A 22,009-nucleotide genomic window follows, 5' to 3' on the forward strand; every position below is an offset into this window, starting at 1 on the left:
CCCTCCTGGCGCCCGCTCCCCAAGCGGCGGCGTGGCCTCAACCGCCGCTTGCCGGCCGCAGAGTCTTCACCACATCGTCGGGCGGCAGGTAGTCGCCGCCTTCCTTGTAGCTCCAATCGATCATGACGCCCTTGCCGTCCTGCAGCGCCGTGGTGCCGACCCAGGCCCCCATGGTGGACTGATGGTCGATGGCGCGGAACGCCACCGCGCCCGAGGGGGTGTCGAGTTCCAGACCCTCGAAAGCTGCGACCAGCGCCTCGGTCTCGGTTCCGCCGGCCTTCTCGATCGCCGCGGCGATCGACAGCATGGCGTTGTAGCCGACCAGGGAGCCGACGCGCGGATAGTCGTCGAACTTCGCCTGATAGGCCTTCACGAAGGCGTTGTGCTCTGGCGTATCGATGGCGTACCAGGGGTATCCGGTGACGATCCAGCCTTCCGGCGCCTCGGCGCCGAGCGGATCCAGGTATTCCGGCTCACCGGTCAGGAGGCCCAGCACCGTGCGGTCCTTGAACAGCTCGCGCAGCGTGCCCTCACGCACGAACTTGGCGAGGTCGCTGCCGAAGGTGACGTTGTAGATGCCGTCGGGCTTCATCGCCTCCAGGGCCTGCGCCTCGGCGGCGGCATCGATCTTGAAGAGCGCCGGCCACTGCTCGCCGACGAACTCAACGTCCGGCATCTTGGCCTTCAGCACCTCCTTGAAAGCGGCCACGGCGTCCTTGCCGTAGGCGTAGTTGGGCGCGATGGTCGCCCAGCGCTTGGCGCCGCTCTTGGCCGCGGCCTCGGCCAGCATGGCGGCCTGCATGTAGGTGCTGGGGCGCAGGCGGAAGGTGTAGCGGTTGCCTTCCGCCCAGACCAGGGAGTCGGCCAGCGGCTCGGCCGCCAGGTAGAGGCGCTTCTTCTGCCCGGCGTAGGAGCCCAGCGCCAAGCCGACGTGGGAGAACAGCGAGCCGGAGATCAGCACCACTTTTTCCTTGGTGAAGAGCTCCTCGGCGTAGCGCACCGCCTCGCCCGGCTTGCCCTGGTCGTCGCGGGAGACGATCTCCAGCGGCTTGCCCAGGACGCCGCCCTTGGCGTTGATCTGCTCGACCGCCAACTCGGCCCCCTGCCTGTAGGGAATGGTAAACGCCGGCAGGTTCTTGTAGCTGTTGATGTCGCCGATGCGGATGGTTTCCTGTGCGGCGGCGGCACCCGGCAAGACGAGAGAGGCGGCAAGCGCCGCCGCCCCTAAAATCCTTGTGATCCCCATAAACTGCCTCCTGTTGGTCCGTTTGCTGTTCGCTTGCCGGTTCTTTCTGTGCCCCCGGCCTTCATGAATGTCATGCCCGAGCTCGTCTCAAGCATCCAGGGCGACCGCACTCGTCGTTTGCCCCGGACCCCCGGCACAAGGCCAAGGGTGACGATTGGCGGTGTTGCCCCTTCATAACGTCATGACACCGCCTGCATGGCTTCCTCGTCTTCCGAAAGCGCGCGCTCCTGCGCCGCCATCTCGGCGATGATACGGCGCAGGTGATTTGGTCCGCGGTCGATGGCGATGCGCAGCGGCCGGCGCGCCGGCGGCTTAGCCTCGCGCGCCTGGATCGCCTCCAGAATCGCCTTGTCCTCGGCGAAGGCGATGCGGAACTGCTCGTTCATGCGCTCGCCCATCTCTTCGTCGTCCAGCGCGATGTTGCGCAGGTGCATCCAGTGGTCGACCGTCCGGGTCTCGGAAACCGGCGTCAGAAAATGCAGCGCGAAGAGCCGCAGGCCGCGGTCGCGCTCGGCCTCGCCGATGGCCTCCTCGGTGGCGGCGCTGCCGAAGTCGATGACCGCCACGTTGGGCGCGTGCAGATAGTAGTAATGCCAGCGGTCGACGTTGCCGGCGAAGTTGCCGAAGGCCTTGAAGAAGCCGACCGGTGGCGCGTCGCGGATCCAACGCCAGGTCGTCACCATGCGGCCCTCGCGCGCGCAGTCGATGGGGACGTCCTCGCAGGCTGCGTTGCCCAGGGTCGTCGGGTGCACGAAGCTGACATGGGCGGGATCGCAGAGATTGTCGGCGACCGGCAGGTAGTTGCATTCCAATTCCAAGGCGTCGCCGTGGTGCGGCATCCACTTCGGGTCGGTGAATTCCGGCATGTCGAAGACCCGTGAGACGTCGGCCTTCTCCGCATCTCCCATCCAGATCCACAGGATGCCGTGGCGTTCGTGCAGCGGATAGGCGCGCACCCAGGCCGAGGACGGCAGGTTGCTCTGACCGGGAATCCTCACACATTTTCCGTCGCAGCCGAAGGTCATGCCGTGATATCCGCATTCCACCGCGTCGCCCTTGAGCCGCCCCCTGGAGAGCGGCAAACGCTTGTGCGGGCATTCGTCGGTCAGCGCCACGGCTTGGCCCGTTTCCGTGCGGTAGACGACGATGTCCTCGTCCATGATGGTGAGGGGCGTGAGCTGCCGGCCGAAGTTCTTCGACCAGCCGGCGACGTACCAGGCGTTGCGGACGAACGTCATGATCTCTCCCCTCCTCGCCGCTAATCGAAGTCCGGCGCGATGGTGGCCTCCATGCCGTCCAGCGCCGCGGTCAACAGGATCTGGCAGGACAGCCGCGAAGTCGCCTCCACCTCGAAAGCTTCGTCGAGCATGGAGAGCTCCTCCTCGCTCTGCGCCGGCAGCTTTTCCAGCCACTGCGGAGCGATATAGACGTGGCAGGTCGCGCAGGCGCAGCAGCCGCCGCATTCGGCGCGAACGCCCAGATCCTCGTCCGTCAGCACCTGCATCAGGGTGTCACCCTCCTGAAAAGGCAGCTCGTGCGTCGCCCCCGCGCGATCCCTCACCTTTACCTTCATGCCACCTTCAGCCTCTGTTGCAGTTCGCTGGAGGAGGTTGTGTACTGGAAACGAAGCTTCTTGTCAGGATGAACATAGTGAAAGGCCTGGTGAGCCATCAGCGCGGCCTCGTGGAAACCGGACAGAATGAGCTTCAGCTTGCCGGGATAGGTGTTGATATCGCCGATGGCGAAGATCCGCGGCACCGAGGTCTCGAACTTCTGCGTATCCACCGTGATGTGGTTCTCGTCGAGGTTCAGCCCGAAGTCGGCGATGGGCCCCAGCTTCATGGTCAGGCCGTAGAAGGGCAGCAGGGTGTCGCAGGGCTCGACCCACTCGCCCTGCTCCGGGGATTTCAGCTTCACCCCGCTCAGCTTTCCGGCCTCGCCCTCCAGGCCGGCGATCTGCGCAACCCGAAACGCGATCTTCCCGGCCGCCGCAAGGGCGCGCATCTTCTCCACCGAATCCGGCGCGGCGCGGAAATCCGCGCGGCGGTGTACCAGCGTGACGCTGGCGGCGATGGGCTGGAGATTGAGCGTCCAATCGAGGGCCGAATCGCCGCCGCCGGCGATTAGCAGGCGCTTGCCGCGAAAGTCTTCCATCTTGCGCACGGCATAGTGGACGGAGCCGCCTTCGTAGGTGTCGATCCCGGCGATGGGCGGCTTCTTGGGCACGAAGCTGCCACCGCCTGCAGCCACCACGATGACCGGCGCCTCGATCTCCATGCCCAGGTCGGTGGTCAACAGCCAGTTGCCGCTCTCCAGCTTCTCCAGCTTCTCCCCCATCTGGCCGAGATGGAACTGCGGCTCGAAGGGCTTGCACTGCTCGAGCAGACGCGCGATCAGCTCGCCGCCGGTCACCACCGGCAGGGCGGGGATATCGTAGATCGGCTTCTCCGGATAGAGCTCGGCGCACTGTCCGCCGGCCTTGTCCAGGATGTCGACGACATGACACTTCAGACCCAGAAGGCCCAGCTCGAAGACCGCAAAGAGACCGACCGGGCCGGCGCCGATGATCACCACATCCGTTGTCACGCGTTGTTCCGTCATCTCGTCTCCAATCCTTCGAGGGAGCGGTTCAGCGCAGGCCGTCTTCGCCCTTCACCTCGTCGGTGGTCAGGCCGCCGACCCGCGGCAGAGGCCGCCCGGAATCGGTGACCGCGATGGCCACCACGATCTCGCCGTGACGCGGCGCGTCGGGCACCCTTACCTCCATGCCGTCGAAATGACTGCGCACGTAGGCGGCGTCCTTGTGCCCCAGCGGCACGTCGATGGCGCTGCCGATACCGCCCATCTTCTTCGACGAAGGCACCAGGGCCGCGCCCTTCTCCACGGCCTGGCGCAGCGGCTTGCCCATGCGCGGATGCAGGATCGCCGCGGCGTGCTCCAGTTCGCCGCCCTCGCCGACGATGGCCGCCTTACCGTAGCTCTCGATGCGCGACGGCGCCACGCCCAAGGCCGCCACCGCCTTGTCGCCCAGGATCTTGCCCAGGTCCTCGCCCGCCTGCATGAGGACCTCCAGATCCTGCTCGTAGCGGTCGCTGAACGGATTCTCGATCACCGCCAAAGCGGCGGCGCGGCGCGTCGGCGGCGAGATCGCCTTGCCGATCTCCTTTTGGGTCTCCTCGACGATCACCACGTATTTGCGGACCTTGACGTTCATCTTCTCATCCTCATCTCAGGCCATCCTCCCCCTTGATGTCTTCCGCGCGCAAGCCGCCCATGCGGTCGTGGATGCGCCCGCCGCTGGTCATCGCCAGGATGAACACCAGCTCGTCGGCCTCCGGCGCGCCGGGCACGCCGACCTCGACGGCATTGAAGTGCCCGCGCACGTAAGAGGCGTTGATATGGGTGATCGGCACGTCGATGCGCGCACCGGCGGGGCCGACCTTCTTGGCCGAGGGCACGATGGCCCTGGCGTCGCCCAGCAGTTCGCGCATAGCGTAACCGCCGGGCACGTGCCACAGCGCACCGTGCTCCAGCTCGCCGGCGCCGCCGACGATGGAGGCCTTGCCGAAACCGGAGATGCGCGCCTTGTTGCCCCCCATGGCGCCGACCAGCCGTTCGGCCATCTCCAGACCCAGCGGCTTCAGTTCCTCCATGTAGGGCTGCAGCTCCTCGACGTAGCGCCCGGAGAAAGGATTGGCGATGACCACGGCGGCGGAGCCGACCAGCAAAGGCTCGGCAGCAACCGGCCCGCCCTCGTGGTGGATCTCCTCGACGTTGGTCACGACTTTGCGAACTTCGACAGTCACCCCGACTCCTCCTTTACGCCGCGCTCGGCAGGCTGGACAGCAGGGGCAAAGCCCCGATTGCCTCGGCCCGCCCGCGCAGGAACAGCGCCGCCGCTTCGATGAGGCCTTCGGCCTGCATCTCGGCGCTCAGCGCCTGCCCGTGCCGCAGCGCCGTGGCGACTTCCGCCTCGGTGAGCTTGCCGACCGCGACGGTCGCCAGGCGCTCCCCGAGATCGCTCTCCGGATCGATCTCCACGGCCCGGCGGCGCATCACCAGCGGGTGCCCGGGCAGGTCTACCGCATTGGCGATCAGCGTCGCGGCAACGTCGGCCTGCGCGGCGCTGCGTGCGAAGACCGTTACCGCGTCGGCGATGCCCAGCGAAAAACTGCGCCCGCCTTGTCCTTTGGTGGCGCGCCCCGAGGTGGCGATACCGCGGACCGGCAATTCCGATGTCACCACTGCGCGACCCCCAAGGGACAATGGCTGATGCGGGGCGGCGACCTGGGCGACCAGGCCGCAGGCGAGGCTTTCGCCGGGCGTCAGGTACAAAGCGATGTCGCCGCCGTTGTTCACATAGGCGCGGGTGAGATCCGCGGCTTCGCTCATCGCTGCCAGCACATGATCGGCCACGGCGCCGGCGACGGCGGCCATGGGCGTGACGAACACCGCGCGGTGGGGATGACAGGCCGCCGCCATGCGCTGCGCCACCGGGCCGGAAAACGACGGCGTGTCCCTGCGCAGCGGCCGGCGCAGCGCCGTCAGCTCCGCCACCAGGTCGGGCAGCACCTCCCGGAAGCATTCCGCCGCCGCGTCATAGGCATGCCGCACCTCGGCGCGCGCGCCGAAAGCCTCGATCATCAGGTCGATGGGCCCCTCCTGCAGATGCAGGCGGCCGTCCGGCAGGTCGCGGCGGAAAAAGCTGGGTCGAGTCATTCAGAGCCCCGCCTTCTTGCCGGGAAGCTTGTTTAGGGGCGACAGCGGCCAGGGGTTCTCCGCCTTCAGGTCGGTCACGCGGATGCGCTCCCCGGCGCCGCGGGTCTTGACGACGTCGGCCAGCGACTGCACCGACTTCATGTGGCCGCCCAGTTCGGCGTAGACCTCGTGCGGCATGGTGAATTCGATGGGTCCGACGATGGCCGGCGTCGGCACGTAGCCGAAGGCGTTGTCGGGCATGTCCAGCACGTCGACCATGATGGTGATGCCGCCGCCCGGCCAGACATAGGCCTTGGCGCCGCCGGCGGTGACGCGGGTCAGCGCGTCCTTCACCGAGCGCGTCAGGCGCACCGGGTTCTCCGTCGCCCCGGCGCGCAGGCTGCCGCCCGCCCCGGCCATGAACAGCACCGAGGACAGGGCCGGTTCGCAGTTCTCGCCGATACGGTCGACCACCACCTTGACCGCCGCCGGCATCTCGGCCTCTTGGGGTTTCAGGTCGTCGTCCAGCTCGAACCAGGCGGCGTGCTCGCCGGTGGTGCTGACCATCAGCAGGCGCAGGCCCGGCCAGGCGGTCTTGGGGTCGATCTTGTCGATGATCGACAGGGGATCGCTGATGTTGGTGCCGCCCCAGCCGGTGCCGGGCTCGGCCACCTGGAAGTAGCGCCCGGGCGTCGAGCGCCGCCCGCGCACGCGGATGCCGCTGGGCTTCATGTCCAGGAACTTGCCGGCCTGGTGCTCGGTCAGTACGCCGGTGATGTGGTCGTCGACCACGATGACCTCGTCGACGTGGCCGATCCATTGCTGGGCGAAGATGCCGATGGTCGCCGAGCCGCAGCCGACGCGCATGCGCTCTTCCTTCACGCCGTTGATGATCGGCGCCCGGCCCGCCTGGATGGTCAGCTCGGCGCCGCCGTCGATGGTGAGGTCCACCGCCTGCTTGTTGCAGAGGTCGAGCATCATCTGGCAGGTGACGTTGCCTTCCTTCTTGCTGCCGCCGGTCAGGTGGCGCACGCCGCCCAGGGCCAGCATCTGCGAGCCGTATTCCGCCGTGGTGACGTGGCCGACCTGCTCGCCCTGGCAGCGCACGGCGGCCTGCTCCGGGCCCAGGTGGCGGTCGGTGTCGATCTTCACCTTCACGCCGCAGTAGCTGAAGATGCCCTCGGTCACCACGGTCACCATGTCGACGCCTTCCACCTTGGACGACACGATGAAGGGCGCGGGCTTGTAGTCCGGATAGGTAGTGCCGGCGCCGATGCCGGTGACGAAGGCTTCCGCCCCCTGGACCAGGCTGCCGTCCCACTCCGCCCCCGCGCCTTCGGTGGCCAGGAAGGGCACCATCTCGGCCTCGCGCTCGGCCGCCTGGCGCGCCAGCAGGAAGGGGTCCATGCGCACCAGGGCGTTGTCGACGTTGCCGTAGCGGTCGCAGGCTCCGGTCTTGCCCGGGCGGATGCGGCACAGCACCGGACAGGCGTCGCAGACGACGATGCCTCCGTCCTTGTTGTCGGCGTTCTTGCCCCCCGCGTCCTTGCCGCGCGCTTCGGTCTTTTCGGCTTGCGTCGTGCTCATCTCGTCATCCTCACACTGCGCCCGCTTCGCGCAGGGCCGCGCGCACCCGGTCCGGCGTCGCCGGCGTCCGCGTCAGACGCAGGCCGGTCGCCTGGTAGACGCCGCCGAAGATCGCCGGCGCGGTCGCGATCAGCGAATGCTCGCCCACGCCCTTGGCGCCGTAGGGGCCCAGCGGCTCCGGGTCTTCCACCAGAATGCTGGTGATCTCCGGCATGTCGCCGAAGGTGGGGATCAGGTAGTCGTGCAGGTTCTCCGTGCGCCCCGGCAGGTATTCCTCCATCAGCGCCAGGCCGAGGCCCTGGGCGATGCCGCCGTGGATCTGGCCTTCCACCAGGGTCGGGTTGACCGCACGGCCGACATCGTGGGCGGCGGCCATGCGCAGCACCTTGATCGTGCCCAGCTCCAGGTCGACCTCGACCTCGGCGATCTGGGCGGCGAAGCCGTAGGTCGCGTAGGGGTCGCCCTGGCCGTTCCCGTCCAGCGGCGAGGTCGGCGGATCGAAGGTGCCGCTGCCGCAGAGCACGTCGCCGCGCGCGTCCTCCGGCAATTCCGCCAGGTCGATGCGTCGCACCTCCCCGCCGTCCTGCACCGACAGCTTGCCGTCGCTCAACTCCAGGCGCGCATCCTCGCCGGCATTGGCGAGGCGCAGGATCTGGGCACGCAGGTCGCACCCGGCCAGTTCCGCCGCCTTGCCGGAGATGAAGGTCTGGCGCGAGGCCGAGGTCTTGCCGGCGTCGGCCGTCAGCGCCGTGTCGCCCATGACGACGCGCATCTGCTGCACCGGCAGGCCCAGCGCATCGGCGGCGATCTGCGCCATGACGGTGTTGGAGCCCTGGCCGATGTCGACGGCGCCGTTGTAGAGCGTGAGCTTGCCGTGCCTGTCGAGCGCCACCGACAGGGTGGAGGGATTGGACATGGAGGTGTTGCCGCAGCCGTACCAGACGCAGCCGATACCGACGCCGCGGCGCCGCCGTCCCCCGTCTTCGTTGAACAGGTCCGCCGCCGCACGCCAGTCCTTCCACGTGGGCCGCAGGGCGTCCAGGCAGTCGGCGAGACCGGCGGAAGCCGTCAGCACCTGCCCCGTCGCCGTGGCGTCGCCGACGCGGATCGCGTTGCGATAGCGGAACTCCAGCGGGTCGAGACCGAGCTGCTCGGCCAGGTCGTCCATCAGGGCCTCGTGCGCCAGGGCGGACTGCGGCACGCCGAAGCCGCGGAAGGCGCCGGCCGGCGGCGCGTTGGTGAAGCGCCCGGCCGAACGGGCCAGCACGTTGGGGATCTTGTAGGGGCCGCTGCAGTGCACCGGCACCCGGTCGGCCACCGTCGGCCCCCAGGAGGCATAGGCCCCGGTGTCGAAGTCGCCGTCGAAGACCAGCGCCGTCAGCCTACCGTCCGCATCGCAGCCGGCCCGCGCCGTCACCCGCGAGGCGTGGCGCTTGGTGGAAGATGCCATGGACTCCGGCCGGGTGTACTCACAGCGCACCGGCCGCTCCGTGAGCCAGGCAGCCAGCCCGACGAGAGGATGCAGCGAGAGGTCCAACTTGCCGCCGAAGCCGCCGCCGCAGGCCGAGGGGATGATGCGCACCTTGTCCTTGTCGAGGCCCAGGATCGCCGCCGTCTCGTCGCGGTCCATGTAGGGCGCCTGGGTGGTCACCCAAACCTCAAGCTTGCCGCCCTTGCGCTCGGCGTAGCCGGCTTCGGGCTCGATGTAGGCATGCTCGATGAAAGGCGTGGCGGTGCTGATCTCGGACGTCAGCGGTGAGGCCGCCAGCGCCGCCTCGGCGGCGCCCTTGTTGACGAAGCCGCGCGCCAGCACGTTGTCGGCGCGGCCTTCCTGCACCAGCGGCGTATCGTCGGCGCAGAAGTCGGTGACGGCGTCTTCCGCCTGCCAGGCGATCGGCAGGTCTTCTTCCGCCAGCGACCAGATCGCGCGGCGCTCGCCGACCAGCGCCAGCACCGCCTCGCCGCGGTAGCGCACCCGCCCCTGGGCCAGCACCGGCTGGTCCTTGATGTGCGGATAAACGCCGAAGCACATGTTGCCGGGCCCCGAGTTGCCTGGAAGGTCGGCGGCAGTGAGGATACGCTCCAGGCCGGGCGTCCGCGCCACCACCGCCTCGAGGTCGCCCAGGGTGAAAGTGGCGCGGGCATGGGGCGCGCGGACCACGCGCAGCCACAGCGCGCCTTCCGGCGCGGTGTCGGCGCCGTAGAGCTCGGCGCCGGTCACCTTGGCGAGGCCGTCGGTCTTGGCGAAGCGCGCGCCCACGGCGCAGCCGACCTCGGGGTCGGTGAGCGGCGCGTCGGTCGACCGCATCTCCGCCGCGGCGCAAACCGCCTCGACGATCTTCTGGTAGCCGGTGCAGCGGCACAGCACGCCGCCCAGCGCGTCCTGCACTTCCTGCTTCGCCGGGGCGGCGGTCTGCTTCAGCAGCGAGGCCGCGGCCATCAGCATGCCCGGCGTGCAGATGCCGCACTGGGCCGCGCCGTGATCGAGGAAGGCCCGCTGCAGGCGCTGCCCATCCGGGTCGCCCATCAAGCCTTCCACCGTCGTCACCTGCCGCCCCTCGACCTGGCCGCAGGCCATGAGGCAACTGCACATTTGCTCGCCGTCGACCAGCACCGTGCAGGCACCGCAGTCGCCGGCGTTGCAGCCCACCTTGGTGCCGGTGCGGCCCAGCGCATAGCGCAGCGCGTCACTCAGCCGGTCCAGGGGATCGACGCTCACCGTGACCGCCTGGCCGTTGAGGGTGAAGCGGATCTGCTGCCCACCCTCGGCGAGGCTCTGCTGCAGCGCGGCGTCCATCACGCGGCCTCCTGCGACAGCAGGGCCTCGACCCCGCGGCGCAGCAGCGCCACCGCGGCCTCGCGGCGATAGTCGGCGGTGCCGCGGATATCGTCGATGGGCGTCAGGGGCCCAAGTGGCTCTACCAACTGTTCCTCGCCGATGCGCGGCAGCAAATCCTCATCGAAGGGCCGGCCCTCGAAGGCCGCCTCGACGGCCGGCAGGCGCAGGGCGCGCGCGGCGCAGGAGCCGACGGCGACCCGGGCCTTGGCAACGTTGCCCTTGTCGTCGATGTCGACCAGCAGCGCCGCCATGACGATGGAGATCACCAGGTATTTGCGCGCGCCCAGCTTCAGGAAGGTGCTGCGCGCCCCGGGTGACGGTTTCGGAATGTAAAGCGCCGTCACCAGTTCGTCGGGGCGCCTGGCGGTCTTGCGGTTGCCGAGGATGAAGTCGTCGAGGGCCAGGCGCCGCGAACCGACCTGCGAGGCCAGTTCCACCTCCGCGTCCATCGCCAGCAGCGGCGGCACGCCGTCGGCGGCGGGCGAGGCGTTGCAGAGGTTGCCGCACAGGGTGCCGGCGTTCTGGATCTGCACGCCGCCCACTTCGCGGGCCGCCAGCTTCAGGGCCGCGAAATATGGCGGCAGCGGCGCGCGCAGCAGGTCGCTCCAGGTGGTCAGCGCACCGACGCGGAAGGCATCGTCCTCTTCGGCGATGCCGCGCAGGCCGTCCAGGGCGGTGATGTCGAGAACCTTGCTCTCAGGGGGACGGCCCGCGAGACCGCCGGCGCGCGCGGGATAGAAATCGGTGCCCCCGGCGAGGACCGTATAGCTGCCGTCTGCCATGGCAGCGACGGCGTCTTCAAGCCCCTTGGGCCGAAGGTAACACCCCACCTGCCAAACTCCCCTGTCCCATGAGTTCGTTGTTATTTTTGTTTAGTATGCAAGATAAAGCATTGCTGTCAATTACCGCCGGCGACGGAGACTCGCCGGTTTCCGTCATTGGATCATGTATTTCCCTACAGAACCTCTGGGGCAAGTGCCGGGAAAGGCGGGAAGAATCCCTGCCGACTCCTCCGGCTTCATATTTGTTTTGTATACAAAGTTATTATGTTTTTGCTAGCGGAGCAGGCCCTGCAACTCGGCAGCGGTCTGCCGCAGCAGCTCGCGGCAGCGTTCCTTCTGTCCCTCGGTGAACTGCGCGGCGAGGCCGGAAAGGCAGAGCGCGCCCTGAAAGGCGCCGCCGGCATCGAGCAGCGGCACCGCGAGCGCGGCGATGAAGGGGTCGCGTTCGCCCAGGGAAAAGGCGTAGCCGTCGCGGCGCAGTTTCCGCGCGGCGTGGCGCTGGGCGTCCGTCTCCGGCGTTTGCGTATAGGCGATCAGCACCTTGCCCGCCGCGCCGAGGGCCAGCGGCAGGCGCACCCCCTCTTCCAGGTGGTGGCGGATTTCGCGCTCGGAGTTCTCGCGGTAGAGGCAGGTCCGCGTCTCGCCGCTGCGCACATAGAAGGACGCGGTGAAGGAAGAGGCGTCGCGCAGGCGCCTCAGCGCCGCGCGGATCAGGCCGCCGTGATCGGCCCGGTCGCGGTAGAGGGCGCCGAGGCGCGCCGGCGCCGGGCCGAGACGGAAGGCGCCGTCCGCGCCGCGGGCCAGGTAGCCGAAGCGCTCCAGCGAAGATGCCAGGCGCAGGATGGTGCTCTTGTAGAAGCCCGTGCGCGCAGCCAGCTCGGCGAGGCTGAGCTGCGGCGCGCCGTCGGCGAAGGCCTCCAGCAGAGTCAGGGCCCGTTCCACCGCTTCCACCCGGTCTTCCGCCACCTTACCCCCATAATTCCGCTAGACAGAACAATAACGCCCGCCGAGGCGCTATCTCGTTGCACCAAACCGAACACAGCCGCAGCCTGCCGCCAAGACCAACGACCCCCGCCGTGCCGGGAGCCTTCTGGGGAAAGACCATGTCAGCCTTCCTGAAGGGCGTCCGCGTCCTCGATCTCACCAACGTGCTGGCGGGGCCCTTCTGCTGCCACCAGCTGGCCCACCTCGGCGCCGACGTCATCAAGGTGGAGGTGCCGGGCAGCGGCGACCTGGCCCGTCAGCTCGGCGCCGACGCCGAGCTCAACGCCCGCCACATGGGCGTCTCCTTCCTGGCGCAGAACCCGGGCAAGCGCTCGATCACGATCAATATGAAGAGCGCGGCCGGCAAGGCGGTCTTCCTGAAGATGGTAGCCAGCGCCGAGGTGGTGGTGGAGAACTTCCGCCCCGGCGTCATGGACCGCCTGGGCGTCGGCTACGAGGTGCTGAAGCAGGCGCGGCCCGGCCTCGTCTACTGCGCCATCTCCGGCTTCGGCCAGGACGGCCCGGCGCGCGACCTGCCGGCCTACGACCAGATCATCCAGGGCCTCTCCGGCGTCATGTCGATCACCGGCGACGCCGAGACCGCGCCCTACCGCGTCGGCTATCCCATCGCGGACACCATCGGCGGCATGACCGCCGCCTTCGCCATCGCCGCCGCGCTTGCCCGTAAAGACAAAAGCGAGAGCACCTTCCTGGACGTTTCCATGCTGGAAGCGACGCTGGCGACCATGGGCTGGGTGGTCTCCAACTACCTGGTGGCGGGCAAGGAGCCGGCGCCGCTGGGCAACGAGAACTTCACCGCCAGCCCTTCGGGCACCTTCGCCACCGCCGGCGGACTGTTGAACATCGCCGCCAACAAGCAGGAGCAGTTCGAGGCGGTCTGCCGCGTGGTTGGCCGCCCGGAGCTGGCGCAGGACCCGCGCTTCGCCCGGCGCCAGGGCCGCCTCGACAACCGCGCCGCCCTCAAGGCCGCCCTGGAAGCGGCGCTCGCCGAAGGCACGGCTGAGGAATGGGAAGAGGCCCTCAACGCCGCCGGCGTGCCCGCGGGCCGCGTGCTGACGGTGCCCGAGGCCCTGGCCAGCCCGCAGGTGCGCGACCGCGGCATGATCGGCGACTTCAAGGACGTGCCCGGCGTCGGCCGCGGCCTCCGCCTGCTGCGCACCGGCTTCAAGGTCGACGGCAAAGCGCCCGAGGTCGACGCGCCGCCGCCGCGGCTGGGGCAGGACACCGAGAGCCTGCTGCGGGAGCTGGGCTACAGCACGAGCGAGATTTCCCGCCTGGCCCAGGGGAAAGCGATATGAGTGAAAGCGATATGAGTGAAAGCGATATGAGCGGCAAGCAAAACGAGGCGGCCCGGGAGGCGGCCTGGTGGGCAACCGAGATCATCGAGATGGAGCCGGGGGTCATTCGCTACCGCGGCTATCCCATCGAGGAGCTGATCGGCCGAATTTCCTTCGCGCAGATGATCTGGCTGCTGCTGCGCGGCGAGCTGCCCACGAAGGAGCAGGCCGAATTACTGGACATCGCGCTGATGTCCGCCGTCGACCACGGCCCCCAGGCGCCCTCCATCGCCATCGCCCGCATGGCCGCCACCTGCGGCGTCGGCCTCAACAACGCCATGGCCTCGGCGGTCAACGTGCTGGGCGACGTGCACGGCGGCGCCGGCGAGCAGGCCATGACCTTCTACCGGGCCGTCGCCGCGCGCGGCGACGCCGGGGCAGGCCGGGAAGACGCGGTCGAGGCGGAACTGGCCGCCTTCAAGGCGGCCGGCGGCAAGTACCTGCCGGGCTTCGGCCACCGCTTCCACCCCATCGACCCCCGCGCGCCGCGCCTGCTGGAGGTGGTCGATGTCTATGCAAAGAAGGAAGCGGTGAGCGGGCGCTTCGCCGCCATCGGGCGCTGCATCGAGGATCGCCTGGCCGCACGGAAGGGCAAGCGCATCCCCATGAACATCGACGGCGCCACGGCGGTGATCTACGCCGAGCTCGGCTTTCCCGCGCCCCTGGCGCGCGGCCTCTTCTGCCTGTCGCGCTCGGTGGGCATCCTGGCCCACGCCTGGGAGGAATCGCAGTCCGGCCTGCGCAACAAGGGCCCCATCCCCCGCGAGCGCCTGTGGCGCTACGACGGCCCAGCCCGGCGGCCGGTTCCGGAGGCTGACTAGGGCGCAGATGAAGAGTCGAGCTACGCCTTGACCAGCCGTGCTCCGGATGCTCGGATTTCAGCCGGAACAACGGTCGTCTGGTGGAACCTTCGACAGCATCGGGGTCCACGGCGATGACGAAGCCTCGGCGGGAGAGAATCATGACGGCAAGGGGTGCGGCGGCTGCGGAACAGGAGGCGGTCCTTTATCGCCATTACATCGACGGGAACTACGTCGATCCGGCCGGCGGGGCCTGGCTGGACAGCGTCGACCCCTACCGCAACGAGGTTTGGGCGCGCGTGCCCCGCGGCGGCGCCGAAGACGTGGACCGGGCGGTCGCGGCCGCCAAACGCGCCATGACCACCGGACCCTGGGCCGGAATGTCCGCTTCGGCGCGCGGCAAGATCCTGCGCCGGATCGGCGACCTGGTGGCCGAGAACGCCGAGCGGCTGGCCGCGATCGAGGTGCGCGACAACGGCAAGCTGTTGACCGAAATGCTGGGCCAGCTCCGCTATCACCCGGAGTGGTGGTATTATTTCGCGGGCCTCGCCGACAAGATCGAGGGCGGGGTCGTGCCCATCGACAAGCCCGACCACTTCGCCTTCACCGATCACGAGCCGGTGGGCGTCGTCGGCGCCTTGACGGCCTGGAACTCGCCGCTGTTGTTCATCGCCTGGAAGTGCGCGCCCGCCTTGGCCGCTGGCTGCTCGGTGGTGGTGAAGCCCTCGGAGTTCACTTCGGCCTCGACCCTGGAATTCGCGGCGCTGACGCGCGAGGCGGGCCTGCCGGACGGCGTCTTCAACGTGGTCGCCGGCCTGGGCCAGGAAGCCGGCGCGGCGCTGGTCGAGCATCCCGATGTCGCCAAGATCACCTTCACCGGTTCCGACGCCACGGGCAAGAGGATCTACGAGACGGCGGCCAGGTCCATGAAGCGGGTGAGCCTGGAGCTGGGCGGCAAGTCGCCGAACATCATCTTCGCCGACGCCAACCTCGATGCCGCCGCCGCCGGGGCGGTCTCCGGCATCTTCGCGGCCACCGGGCAGACCTGCATCGCCGGATCGCGCCTCCTGGTCCAGAACTCCATCAAGGAGGAGGTGACCGAGCGCCTGGTCGCCATGGCGCGCACCGCGCGCATCGGCGACCCCATGCTGCCCGAAACCAACATCGGCCCGGTGACGACGCCGCCCCAGTACCGCAAGATCCTCGACTACATCGAGATCGCGAAGGGCGAGGGCGCGCGGCTGATCGCCGGCGGCGGGCCGTCGGACGCGGGGCCGCAGTTCGTGCAGCCGACGATCTTCACCGACGTGACCAACGACATGCGCATCGCACAGGAAGAGGTCTTCGGCCCGGTGCTGTCGATCATCGGCTTCGACGACGAGGAAGAAGCCATCCGCCTCGGCAACGACGTCATCTACGGCCTCGCCGCCGGCGTCTGGACCAAGGACATCGGCCGGGCCCACCGCATGGTGAAGGCGCTGAAGGCCGGTACGGTCTGGGTCAACACCTACCGGGCCATCAGCTACATGATGCCCTTCGGCGGCATGAAGCATTCCGGGCTGGGGCGCGAGAGCGGCATCGAGGCGATCCGCGAATATCTCGAAACCAAGTCGGTCTGGATCAACACCTCCGACGAAGCTCCCGGCAACCCCTTCGTGATGCGCTGAACTGCGGCGCGAGCGCCTGTGGCGCCAAGACCGTCCGGCCAAGCGGCCGAAGCCATGCGCCGGTGAAAGCTCGCCGTCACATGGTGGTTGGGCTGGAGAAACCCAGACAATCGTCCGGTTTCCGGCATCGAGCAGACACGAAGCCGCGAACCTTCTAGTTCGCCAATCTGCCAGGAGGAGACCTATCGGCTCCAGATGCCATGGGCCCTGGACACAGCGGTAGAAACACCTCCCGCTGGCCTGCCCGCTTTTGGCCAACCGGCCCTAGCCCGGTTTCTCGACAATCACCTGCGCGACCTGATAGCCCAGCGCCTCGAACGCCGCCGCCGAACTCGCCAAGTAGAAATTCCAAAGGCGTCGAAAACGCATATCGTATCGCTGGGGATCAAGCGTGGCGAAGTTGTCGTTGAAACGCTTTCGCCAATGCCGAAGGGTTTTGGCATATTGCCAGCCGTCATGAATGAAGGGCTCATGCGGCAGCCGTAGCCCGGCCGCCTCGGCGCTGGCCGTTATCTCCGCGAGCTGCGGAATCATCCCGCCCGGGAAGATGTACTTCGTGAGCCAGGCGTTCATCGGCGACCGCGTCGGCTTGACGATGCTGTGCACAGCAGCCCGCCCGCCGGGCTTCAGGAGACGGTTCACCGCACTGAAGTAGCCCGCGAAGTGCCGCCGCCCGACGTGCTCGAACATGCCGATCGAAACCACCCGGTCATAGGTTTCGGGGTTCTCCTCCGCATGATCGCGGTAGTCCTGCAGGCGATAGGATACCTTGTCCGCAAGCGCAGCTGGCAGGCGCTGCTCGGCCAATGCCAATTGCTGCTCGGCAAGGGTAATGCCGACTGCTGTCGCATCGCGAAGGGCGATCGCACGGGTCATCGCCCCCCAGCCGCAGCCGATATCGAGGACGCGCATCCCGGTGCCGATCTGCAGCCGATCCAGGGTCACCTCCAGCTTGTTCTGCTGCGCAGCGTCCAGGCTTTGCGCTTCGCTTGTGAAGAAGCCGCAGGAATACACCATGTCGTCGTCGAGGAATGCCTCGTAGAGATCATTGCCGAGATCGTAATGGTGGGCGGCGTTGCATCGGCTGCGCCGCGCGGTGTTGGCATGGAAAACCTGCGCTGCCCGATCGCGGAGCGCATTCAGCATGCGGATCGGCGCCAGGGCCTCGATTTTCGCTTCGTTCACCAGCAGATAGCTGATGAAACGAGGGAGATCCGCGTCATCTACGTCCCAGTCGCCGTCGACATAGGTCTCGCCGATCGCCAGGCCTGGGTTGACCATGATACGGCACAGGGCCGGCAGGTTCTTGATGCGGATCTCCACCGCCCGCCCCCTGCCATCGCCCAGGGACACTCCTTGCCCTTCACGGAAGCGGCACCTGATGTTGCCGTGGCGGACGAAAACTGCAGCGCAGCCTAACATCATGCGGAAAATCAGAAAGGCCAGTGCCGGTACCGGCCGCCTGGCCGGCAGGCTTCGCCGATCCGGCCCCCGTGAAACGTCTTGTTTGACGTCCTCCGCCATCTTGCGACGCGATCCCTTTCGGACGATTGATCCGCGTGGCCGCATGTTCTTGGCCGCATGTTCTTGGCCGCATGTTCTTGGCCGCTCAATTCAAGCGTAATAAAGCTCTGTTTTGTCGTCAACGAGTTGCGCCGCAGCGTCCCTTTGGGGCCGCTGAAAGCCGATCGGTAGGCCCGCTCCCTTGTCGATCGCGGAATGCACGATTGAGAACGGCTGAGCCTGCCGAACTTCATCCACTGGCCGCCAGTATCCAATTCATAGCGACAGCGTTCGACGATGCTCCGGTCCGTCCGACGCTCTCCACCTGACGCTTCCGATACGGGTCAGGAAGAGGGATTCACGGTGAGCGGCGCCAAGAATGGGCACACTACGGCGCTGATGACCTGAAGTCGGCGCCGCCATTGTAGCCCTCACAGGGAAGCGCGCCCGGGCAGGAATTCGCAGAGAAGAAATCCCGTCAAATAAACTCTCTTGAGCCGCTCTTACTCCTTCAATAAATCTTTTAACAGTCATTGAAAATACTTGATAAATACCCATATACAGCAAGGATGGATATTATTTCATCCAGAAATAAGGACAACTCGATGTCTGAAGAATTTGCTGGATCACACGCAGGCCATTCAGTAGCTGCGCCTGATGCTTCGAAGCCGGTCAAGGCTTCCGACAACTCCACGGATTTGCCGGTATCTGGCCTGCCTGTAGGAAGGCTGGACGGCGCCCAGGCCGAGGCACAAGGCAGGCTGGCAGATCCAGCTGACACAACGGTCGCGCCGACCCCAGTCGCAGGACGGTCATCTATCGCACCGGCGGAGCGGACAGAGCTTGAACGGCGCGTGTTGGCCCACGAGCGAGTCCTGCAGGCGCTCATCGCGCACATGGCGGAAACCGAACCGAAGTTCCTCATCCGTCTGTCAGAAACCTTCTGCGTGCCAATGGAGATGACACGTTCCGAGCACGACTATACCGATACAGAGTCATATGCCGCGGAGTTCATCCGCTCTGTCGTGAGGCTCGGAGACAAGGCCCTGCGGAAAGACCTTGCCGCCGCCAGAGAGCGCCGCGTACGCAAGGTTGAGGCGGCAGCCACCGACAGTGGAGCGACGCCGATGACGGAGTCCCCGCGAATGCAGATTCGGCAGGCAGGCGGCGTCTGGCGCGTCACTCTGGACGGCCGCTTTTACGGTGACTTTTTCAATGAACAAGACGCAGCAGCGGCCGTCTCGGCCGACCGAAGCGTCCCGGTATTCGCTTTGTGAGGGAGCCGGGCTTCGCCCGCTCCACAAGGAAGCTGCCGGTCGACATCAAGGAGAAGTAAAGTGGTCCTGCGCGCGGAATACTCGCTTGGTCATTCGCGGTTCAACGAGTTTCTCTTTGCCTACGTCGGCGAAGAGAGAAACGGCGTGTCCCTTACCGTCCTCTCCGCCTTGGCGCGGCTTGGCATCGATCCGTGGGAAGAGGCCGCCCGCCTGTCCGAGATGTCGGAGGAGACGGCAACGTCTTCGCTGACCGCCACCATCGCGGGCCTGCCGGAAGGCAATTGGAAAGCGTCGGACTCTCGGTCGATCGCTGTTCGCTTGATGAATTTCCTGCCAAGGCGTCGCGCGAAATCAGAGCGATCACAAGAAGACGGGACGGCCGAGGGCCGGATATCGAAACCTGCCACGTCGAACTGGCTCATCTGGATTGCCTTCGCAGCCATTCTCATTGCCATGTTCTGGCAGTCCGGCAGCTAGGATGTCCGCCCCAATGCATCTGACTCATAAAGCGACAAGTTTGTGGAACCATACCAGGCATCAAAAGCGCTTGGGCCATCTTCTCCGAAGGAGGATGACCATGTTCGGATTTCAAGACGGCCCGACTGCTGAGGTTCTCGCCGGCAAAAGAGGCTACATGAAGGATGCGCAGCGGCAGTGACCATTCCTAACCAATTACGATCTCTCGACGACCAAGACGGAGGGGCCACTCTGCGCTATGGTCAAGACGCGCTACGGCATCCCGCAGGCACGGGCGAAGACGGACTTTACCGCCGGGATGCGGGGCAAGCAGTTCTGACGAACTCCCTTCCTTAGAGAACCCTCACAGAAGGGTGCAATATGATGTCGACGAACCTTGACAATGTAAGCGCGGATTTGAGCCCGGAGGCGGCCAAGGAGATGAGTAACTATGGCATCATCCGTGTGCCTTCGTACTACTACCACTTTGGGCCGTGTCGCTATACCAACCTCGAGGACGCTGTCTCGGAAGCCAAGCGCCTAAAATCCAGAGGGTGATTGCGTCTGCACCAGTCAGTGAGCGCGGCCCAATCAGATCAACGAAAGTGGACAAGCGGAAGACCTGCGCATCCGGTACGCGGCGCTGTCTCACGAGCCGCCCGGGTTGAGAGGAGAGCTAATGAGCGATCAAGCGATACTCCGTCGCGAAGTGGCACAATTCCAGGCACCGGTTCTGCGCAAGAGCCTCTTCCAACTGGTGACGTCGATTGGGGGTTTCTGCGCCACTTGCGCGGCAATGTACGCGGTGTTCAATGTATCGTATTGGCTGTCACTTGCGTTCGTCCCCTTGGCCGCCGGCTTCCTGGTCCGCATCTTCATTGTTCAGCACGATTGCGGTCACCTCGCGTACTTTCGCTCGCGCCGCACCAATGACTTCGTCGGCTTCGCCTGCAGCCTGATGACCCTGACCCCCTATGCGTCCTGGCGACGGCAGCATGCGGGCCACCATGGCGTCTGGAACGATCTCGACCGTCGCCAGAGCGGCGCTGACATCTACTCGTCCTGCCTGACCGTCGCCGAGTACCGGGCGCTGAGTCCGGGGCGGCGCTGGTGGTATCGCACGATACGGCACCCCCTCATCTCAAACTTCCTGCTGCCCCCCTTCATCTTCCTCCTGCTCTACCGCGTGCCGTTCGACATGCCGAAGTCCTGGCGTCGGGAGCGGCTGATGGTGCATCTGACCAGCCTCTCCCTTGTGGTGGTCCTGGGCGGCCTCGGCCTGGCGCTCGGCTACGATCGGGTGGCCGCCATACAGCTTCCCGTTCTCATTGTCGCAGCGATCGTCGGCGTCTGGCTGTTCTCGGTGCAGCATCGAGGCGAGCAGATTCGATGGAACCGTCACGACGCATGGGATCCGGTCTCGGCGGCTCTGCGGAGCTCGACCTACCTGCGGCTGCCGGCGATCCTCCGGTGGTTCACCGGCAACATCGGCTACCACCACGTCCACCACCTGAACCCACGGGTGCCCAACTACAGGCTCCGGGAATGTCATGAGAGGATCGCGGCGCTGTGCAATGTTCCGGCGTGCTCTTTCCTGGATGGAGTTCGGGCCTTGCGCTTCGTTCTCTGGGACGAGAGGCGTGGCAGAATGGTTACCTTTCGCGAAGCTTCCTCAAGTGAGACCGGGTCGTGAAGCTGTTCGAGTGTGAGCACTGCGGCCAGCTGCTCTATTTCGAGAACACGCGGTGCGAGCGCTGCGGGCACACCCTAGGCTATCTGCCCGATTGGGAGAGCCTGAATGCCTTGGTGGCTGAGGGCGGCGACCGCTGGCGGACCCTGGTCCCGCCCGAGGTGCCTGTGCGGTTCTGCGCGAATGCCGCCTACGACGCCTGCAACTGGCTGGTGCCGGCAGATAGCCCCGATGCTTTCTGCCGCGCCTGTCGGCTCAATCGCACACTGCCCGGTCTGGAAGTGCCCTCAAATGTCCTCCTCTGGCGCCTCCTGGAAAAGGCCAAACACCGCCTGGTCTACGGCCTGCTTCGCCTTGGCCTGCCCCTCGTCAGCAAGAGCGACGACCTGGAACTGGGGCTCGCTTTCGATTTTCTCGATGGTTCCGGCACCGGTTTTCGAGAAGAGGCACCGGTGGTCACCGGTCATGCGCGGGGCCTGATTACCATAGATATCGCCGAAGCAGACGACGCCGAGCGGGAGCGTCACCGGCAAACCATGGCAGAACCCTACCGGACGCTCCTCGGCCACTTTCGCCACGAGGTCGGTCACTATTACTGGGATCGGCTGGTCTGGGGAGGCGTCTGGCACCACGCCTTCCGGGAGATGTTCGGCGACGAACGCCGGGATTATGCTGCCTCTCTGGAGGCTCACTACAGTCATGGGCCACAGCCCGGCTGGCAAGAGCGCTACGTGAGCGCCTACGCCAGCGCGCACCCTTGGGAGGACTTCGCCGAGACCTGGGCCCACTACCTGCATATCGTCGACACGCTGGAGACGGCCGCCGCCTTCGGTCTCCGCGTCCGCTCCAGCGCCGGGCGCCATCCCCAGCTTGAGATGTCTATAGACTTCGATCCTTACCAGCACGGCGACTTCGACGCGCTGGTCGCCGCATGGCTGCCGCTCACCTACGCGGTCAACAGCCTCAATCACAGCATGGGACAGCCGGACCTCTACCCCTTCGTCCTGGCGCCGACCGTGATGGGGAAGCTCCGCTTCGTCCACGGTCTCGTCCGCAGGATGGAGGGACCTGGAGCCGGCCCGCCATGAATACCCGTGTCGAAAGGTTGCAGCGAAAGCAACT

19 protein-coding genes are annotated in these 22,009 nt (G+C 66.7%); 7 read left to right on the plus strand and 12 right to left on the minus strand.

The window, feature by feature from the left end; translation table 11 throughout:
- Positions 1-37: 37 nt before the first annotated feature.
- From AAFN88_RS20945 to AAFN88_RS20995, 11 genes are all read right to left on the minus strand, one after another.
- Positions 38-1,246: an ABC transporter substrate-binding protein gene (locus tag AAFN88_RS20945; protein ID WP_347522660.1), complete on the minus strand. Its 1,209-nt coding sequence runs from the start codon at positions 1,244-1,246 to the stop codon at positions 38-40.
- A gap of 179 nt (positions 1,247-1,425) precedes the next feature.
- Positions 1,426-2,484, minus strand: a complete 1,059-nt coding sequence (locus AAFN88_RS20950) for an aromatic ring-hydroxylating dioxygenase subunit alpha (RefSeq protein ID WP_347522662.1) — start codon at positions 2,482-2,484, stop codon at positions 1,426-1,428.
- Between the two features lie 20 nt (positions 2,485-2,504).
- Positions 2,505-2,807: a 2Fe-2S iron-sulfur cluster-binding protein gene (locus AAFN88_RS20955; protein ID WP_347522663.1), complete on the minus strand. Its 303-nt coding sequence runs from the start codon at positions 2,805-2,807 to the stop codon at positions 2,505-2,507.
- An 8-nt stretch (positions 2,808-2,815) separates the two neighbouring features.
- Complete coding sequence (locus AAFN88_RS20960; protein WP_347522664.1) at positions 2,816-3,847, minus strand: NAD(P)/FAD-dependent oxidoreductase; 1,032 nt, start codon at positions 3,845-3,847, stop codon at positions 2,816-2,818.
- Positions 3,848-3,875: 28 nt separating this feature from the next.
- Positions 3,876-4,460: an amino acid synthesis family protein gene (locus AAFN88_RS20965; protein ID WP_347522665.1), complete on the minus strand. Its 585-nt coding sequence runs from the start codon at positions 4,458-4,460 to the stop codon at positions 3,876-3,878.
- Between the two features lie 10 nt (positions 4,461-4,470).
- Entirely contained in the window at positions 4,471-5,052 is a 582-nt protein-coding gene (locus AAFN88_RS20970) for an amino acid synthesis family protein (RefSeq protein WP_347522667.1), read from the minus strand.
- Between the two features lie 13 nt (positions 5,053-5,065).
- Entirely contained in the window at positions 5,066-5,965 is a 900-nt protein-coding gene (locus tag AAFN88_RS20975) for a UPF0280 family protein (RefSeq protein WP_347522668.1), read from the minus strand.
- The gene (locus AAFN88_RS20980) at positions 5,966-7,531 is read right to left on the minus strand and encodes a 6-hydroxynicotinate reductase (RefSeq protein ID WP_347522670.1); all 1,566 of its coding nucleotides are present in this window, start codon (positions 7,529-7,531) and stop codon (positions 5,966-5,968) included.
- A gap of 10 nt (positions 7,532-7,541) precedes the next feature.
- A complete protein-coding gene (locus tag AAFN88_RS20985; RefSeq protein WP_347522671.1) occupies positions 7,542-10,328 on the minus strand; it encodes a molybdopterin cofactor-binding domain-containing protein in 2,787 nt (928 codons plus the stop codon).
- Entirely contained in the window at positions 10,328-11,200 is an 873-nt protein-coding gene (locus AAFN88_RS20990) for a xanthine dehydrogenase family protein subunit M (RefSeq protein WP_347522672.1), read from the minus strand. The genes AAFN88_RS20985 and AAFN88_RS20990 overlap by 1 nt, the downstream gene beginning before the upstream one ends.
- Before the next feature lie 225 nt (positions 11,201-11,425).
- Positions 11,426-12,118: an IclR family transcriptional regulator gene (locus AAFN88_RS20995; RefSeq protein WP_347522673.1), complete on the minus strand. Its 693-nt coding sequence runs from the start codon at positions 12,116-12,118 to the stop codon at positions 11,426-11,428.
- Positions 12,119-12,255: 137 nt separating this feature from the next.
- Between AAFN88_RS20995 and AAFN88_RS21000 the strand changes: the two genes are divergently transcribed.
- From AAFN88_RS21000 to AAFN88_RS21010, 3 genes are all read left to right on the plus strand, one after another.
- Complete coding sequence (locus AAFN88_RS21000) at positions 12,256-13,455, plus strand: CaiB/BaiF CoA-transferase family protein (RefSeq protein ID WP_347522675.1); 1,200 nt, start codon at positions 12,256-12,258, stop codon at positions 13,453-13,455.
- A complete protein-coding gene (locus tag AAFN88_RS21005; protein WP_347522676.1) occupies positions 13,452-14,315 on the plus strand; it encodes a citryl-CoA lyase in 864 nt (287 codons plus the stop codon). The genes AAFN88_RS21000 and AAFN88_RS21005 overlap by 4 nt, the downstream gene beginning before the upstream one ends.
- 140 nt (positions 14,316-14,455) lie before the next feature.
- Positions 14,456-15,961 carry an aldehyde dehydrogenase gene (locus AAFN88_RS21010; protein WP_347522677.1) on the plus strand — a complete coding sequence of 502 codons (1,506 nt, stop codon included), beginning with the start codon at positions 14,456-14,458 and terminating at the stop codon, positions 15,959-15,961.
- Positions 15,962-16,225: 264 nt separating this feature from the next.
- Here the strand turns inward: AAFN88_RS21010 and AAFN88_RS21015 are convergent, their stop codons facing one another.
- On the minus strand, positions 16,226-17,485 hold the full coding sequence (locus AAFN88_RS21015) for a cyclopropane-fatty-acyl-phospholipid synthase family protein (protein ID WP_347522679.1): 1,260 nt from the start codon (positions 17,483-17,485) through the stop codon (positions 16,226-16,228).
- A gap of 548 nt (positions 17,486-18,033) precedes the next feature.
- Here AAFN88_RS21015 and AAFN88_RS21020 point away from each other — a divergent pair.
- From AAFN88_RS21020 to AAFN88_RS21035, 4 genes are all read left to right on the plus strand, one after another.
- The gene (locus tag AAFN88_RS21020) at positions 18,034-18,741 is read left to right on the plus strand and encodes a hypothetical protein (protein WP_347522681.1); all 708 of its coding nucleotides are present in this window, start codon (positions 18,034-18,036) and stop codon (positions 18,739-18,741) included.
- 60 nt (positions 18,742-18,801) lie between these two features.
- Positions 18,802-19,218, plus strand: coding sequence for a hypothetical protein (locus tag AAFN88_RS21025; protein WP_347522683.1), 417 nt, complete (start codon positions 18,802-18,804; stop codon positions 19,216-19,218).
- Between the two features lie 658 nt (positions 19,219-19,876).
- Positions 19,877-20,890 (plus strand): fatty acid desaturase, encoded by a 1,014-nt coding sequence (locus AAFN88_RS21030; RefSeq protein WP_347522684.1) that lies wholly within the window; start codon positions 19,877-19,879, stop codon positions 20,888-20,890.
- Positions 20,887-21,975: a putative zinc-binding peptidase gene (locus AAFN88_RS21035; protein ID WP_347522685.1), complete on the plus strand. Its 1,089-nt coding sequence runs from the start codon at positions 20,887-20,889 to the stop codon at positions 21,973-21,975. Before AAFN88_RS21030 ends, AAFN88_RS21035 begins: the two co-directional genes overlap by 4 nt.
- The last annotated feature ends 34 nt before the right edge of the window (positions 21,976-22,009 follow it).

The organism is Pelagibius sp. CAU 1746, from assembly GCF_039839785.1.
GTDB lineage: Bacteria > Pseudomonadota > Alphaproteobacteria > Kiloniellales > Kiloniellaceae > Pelagibius.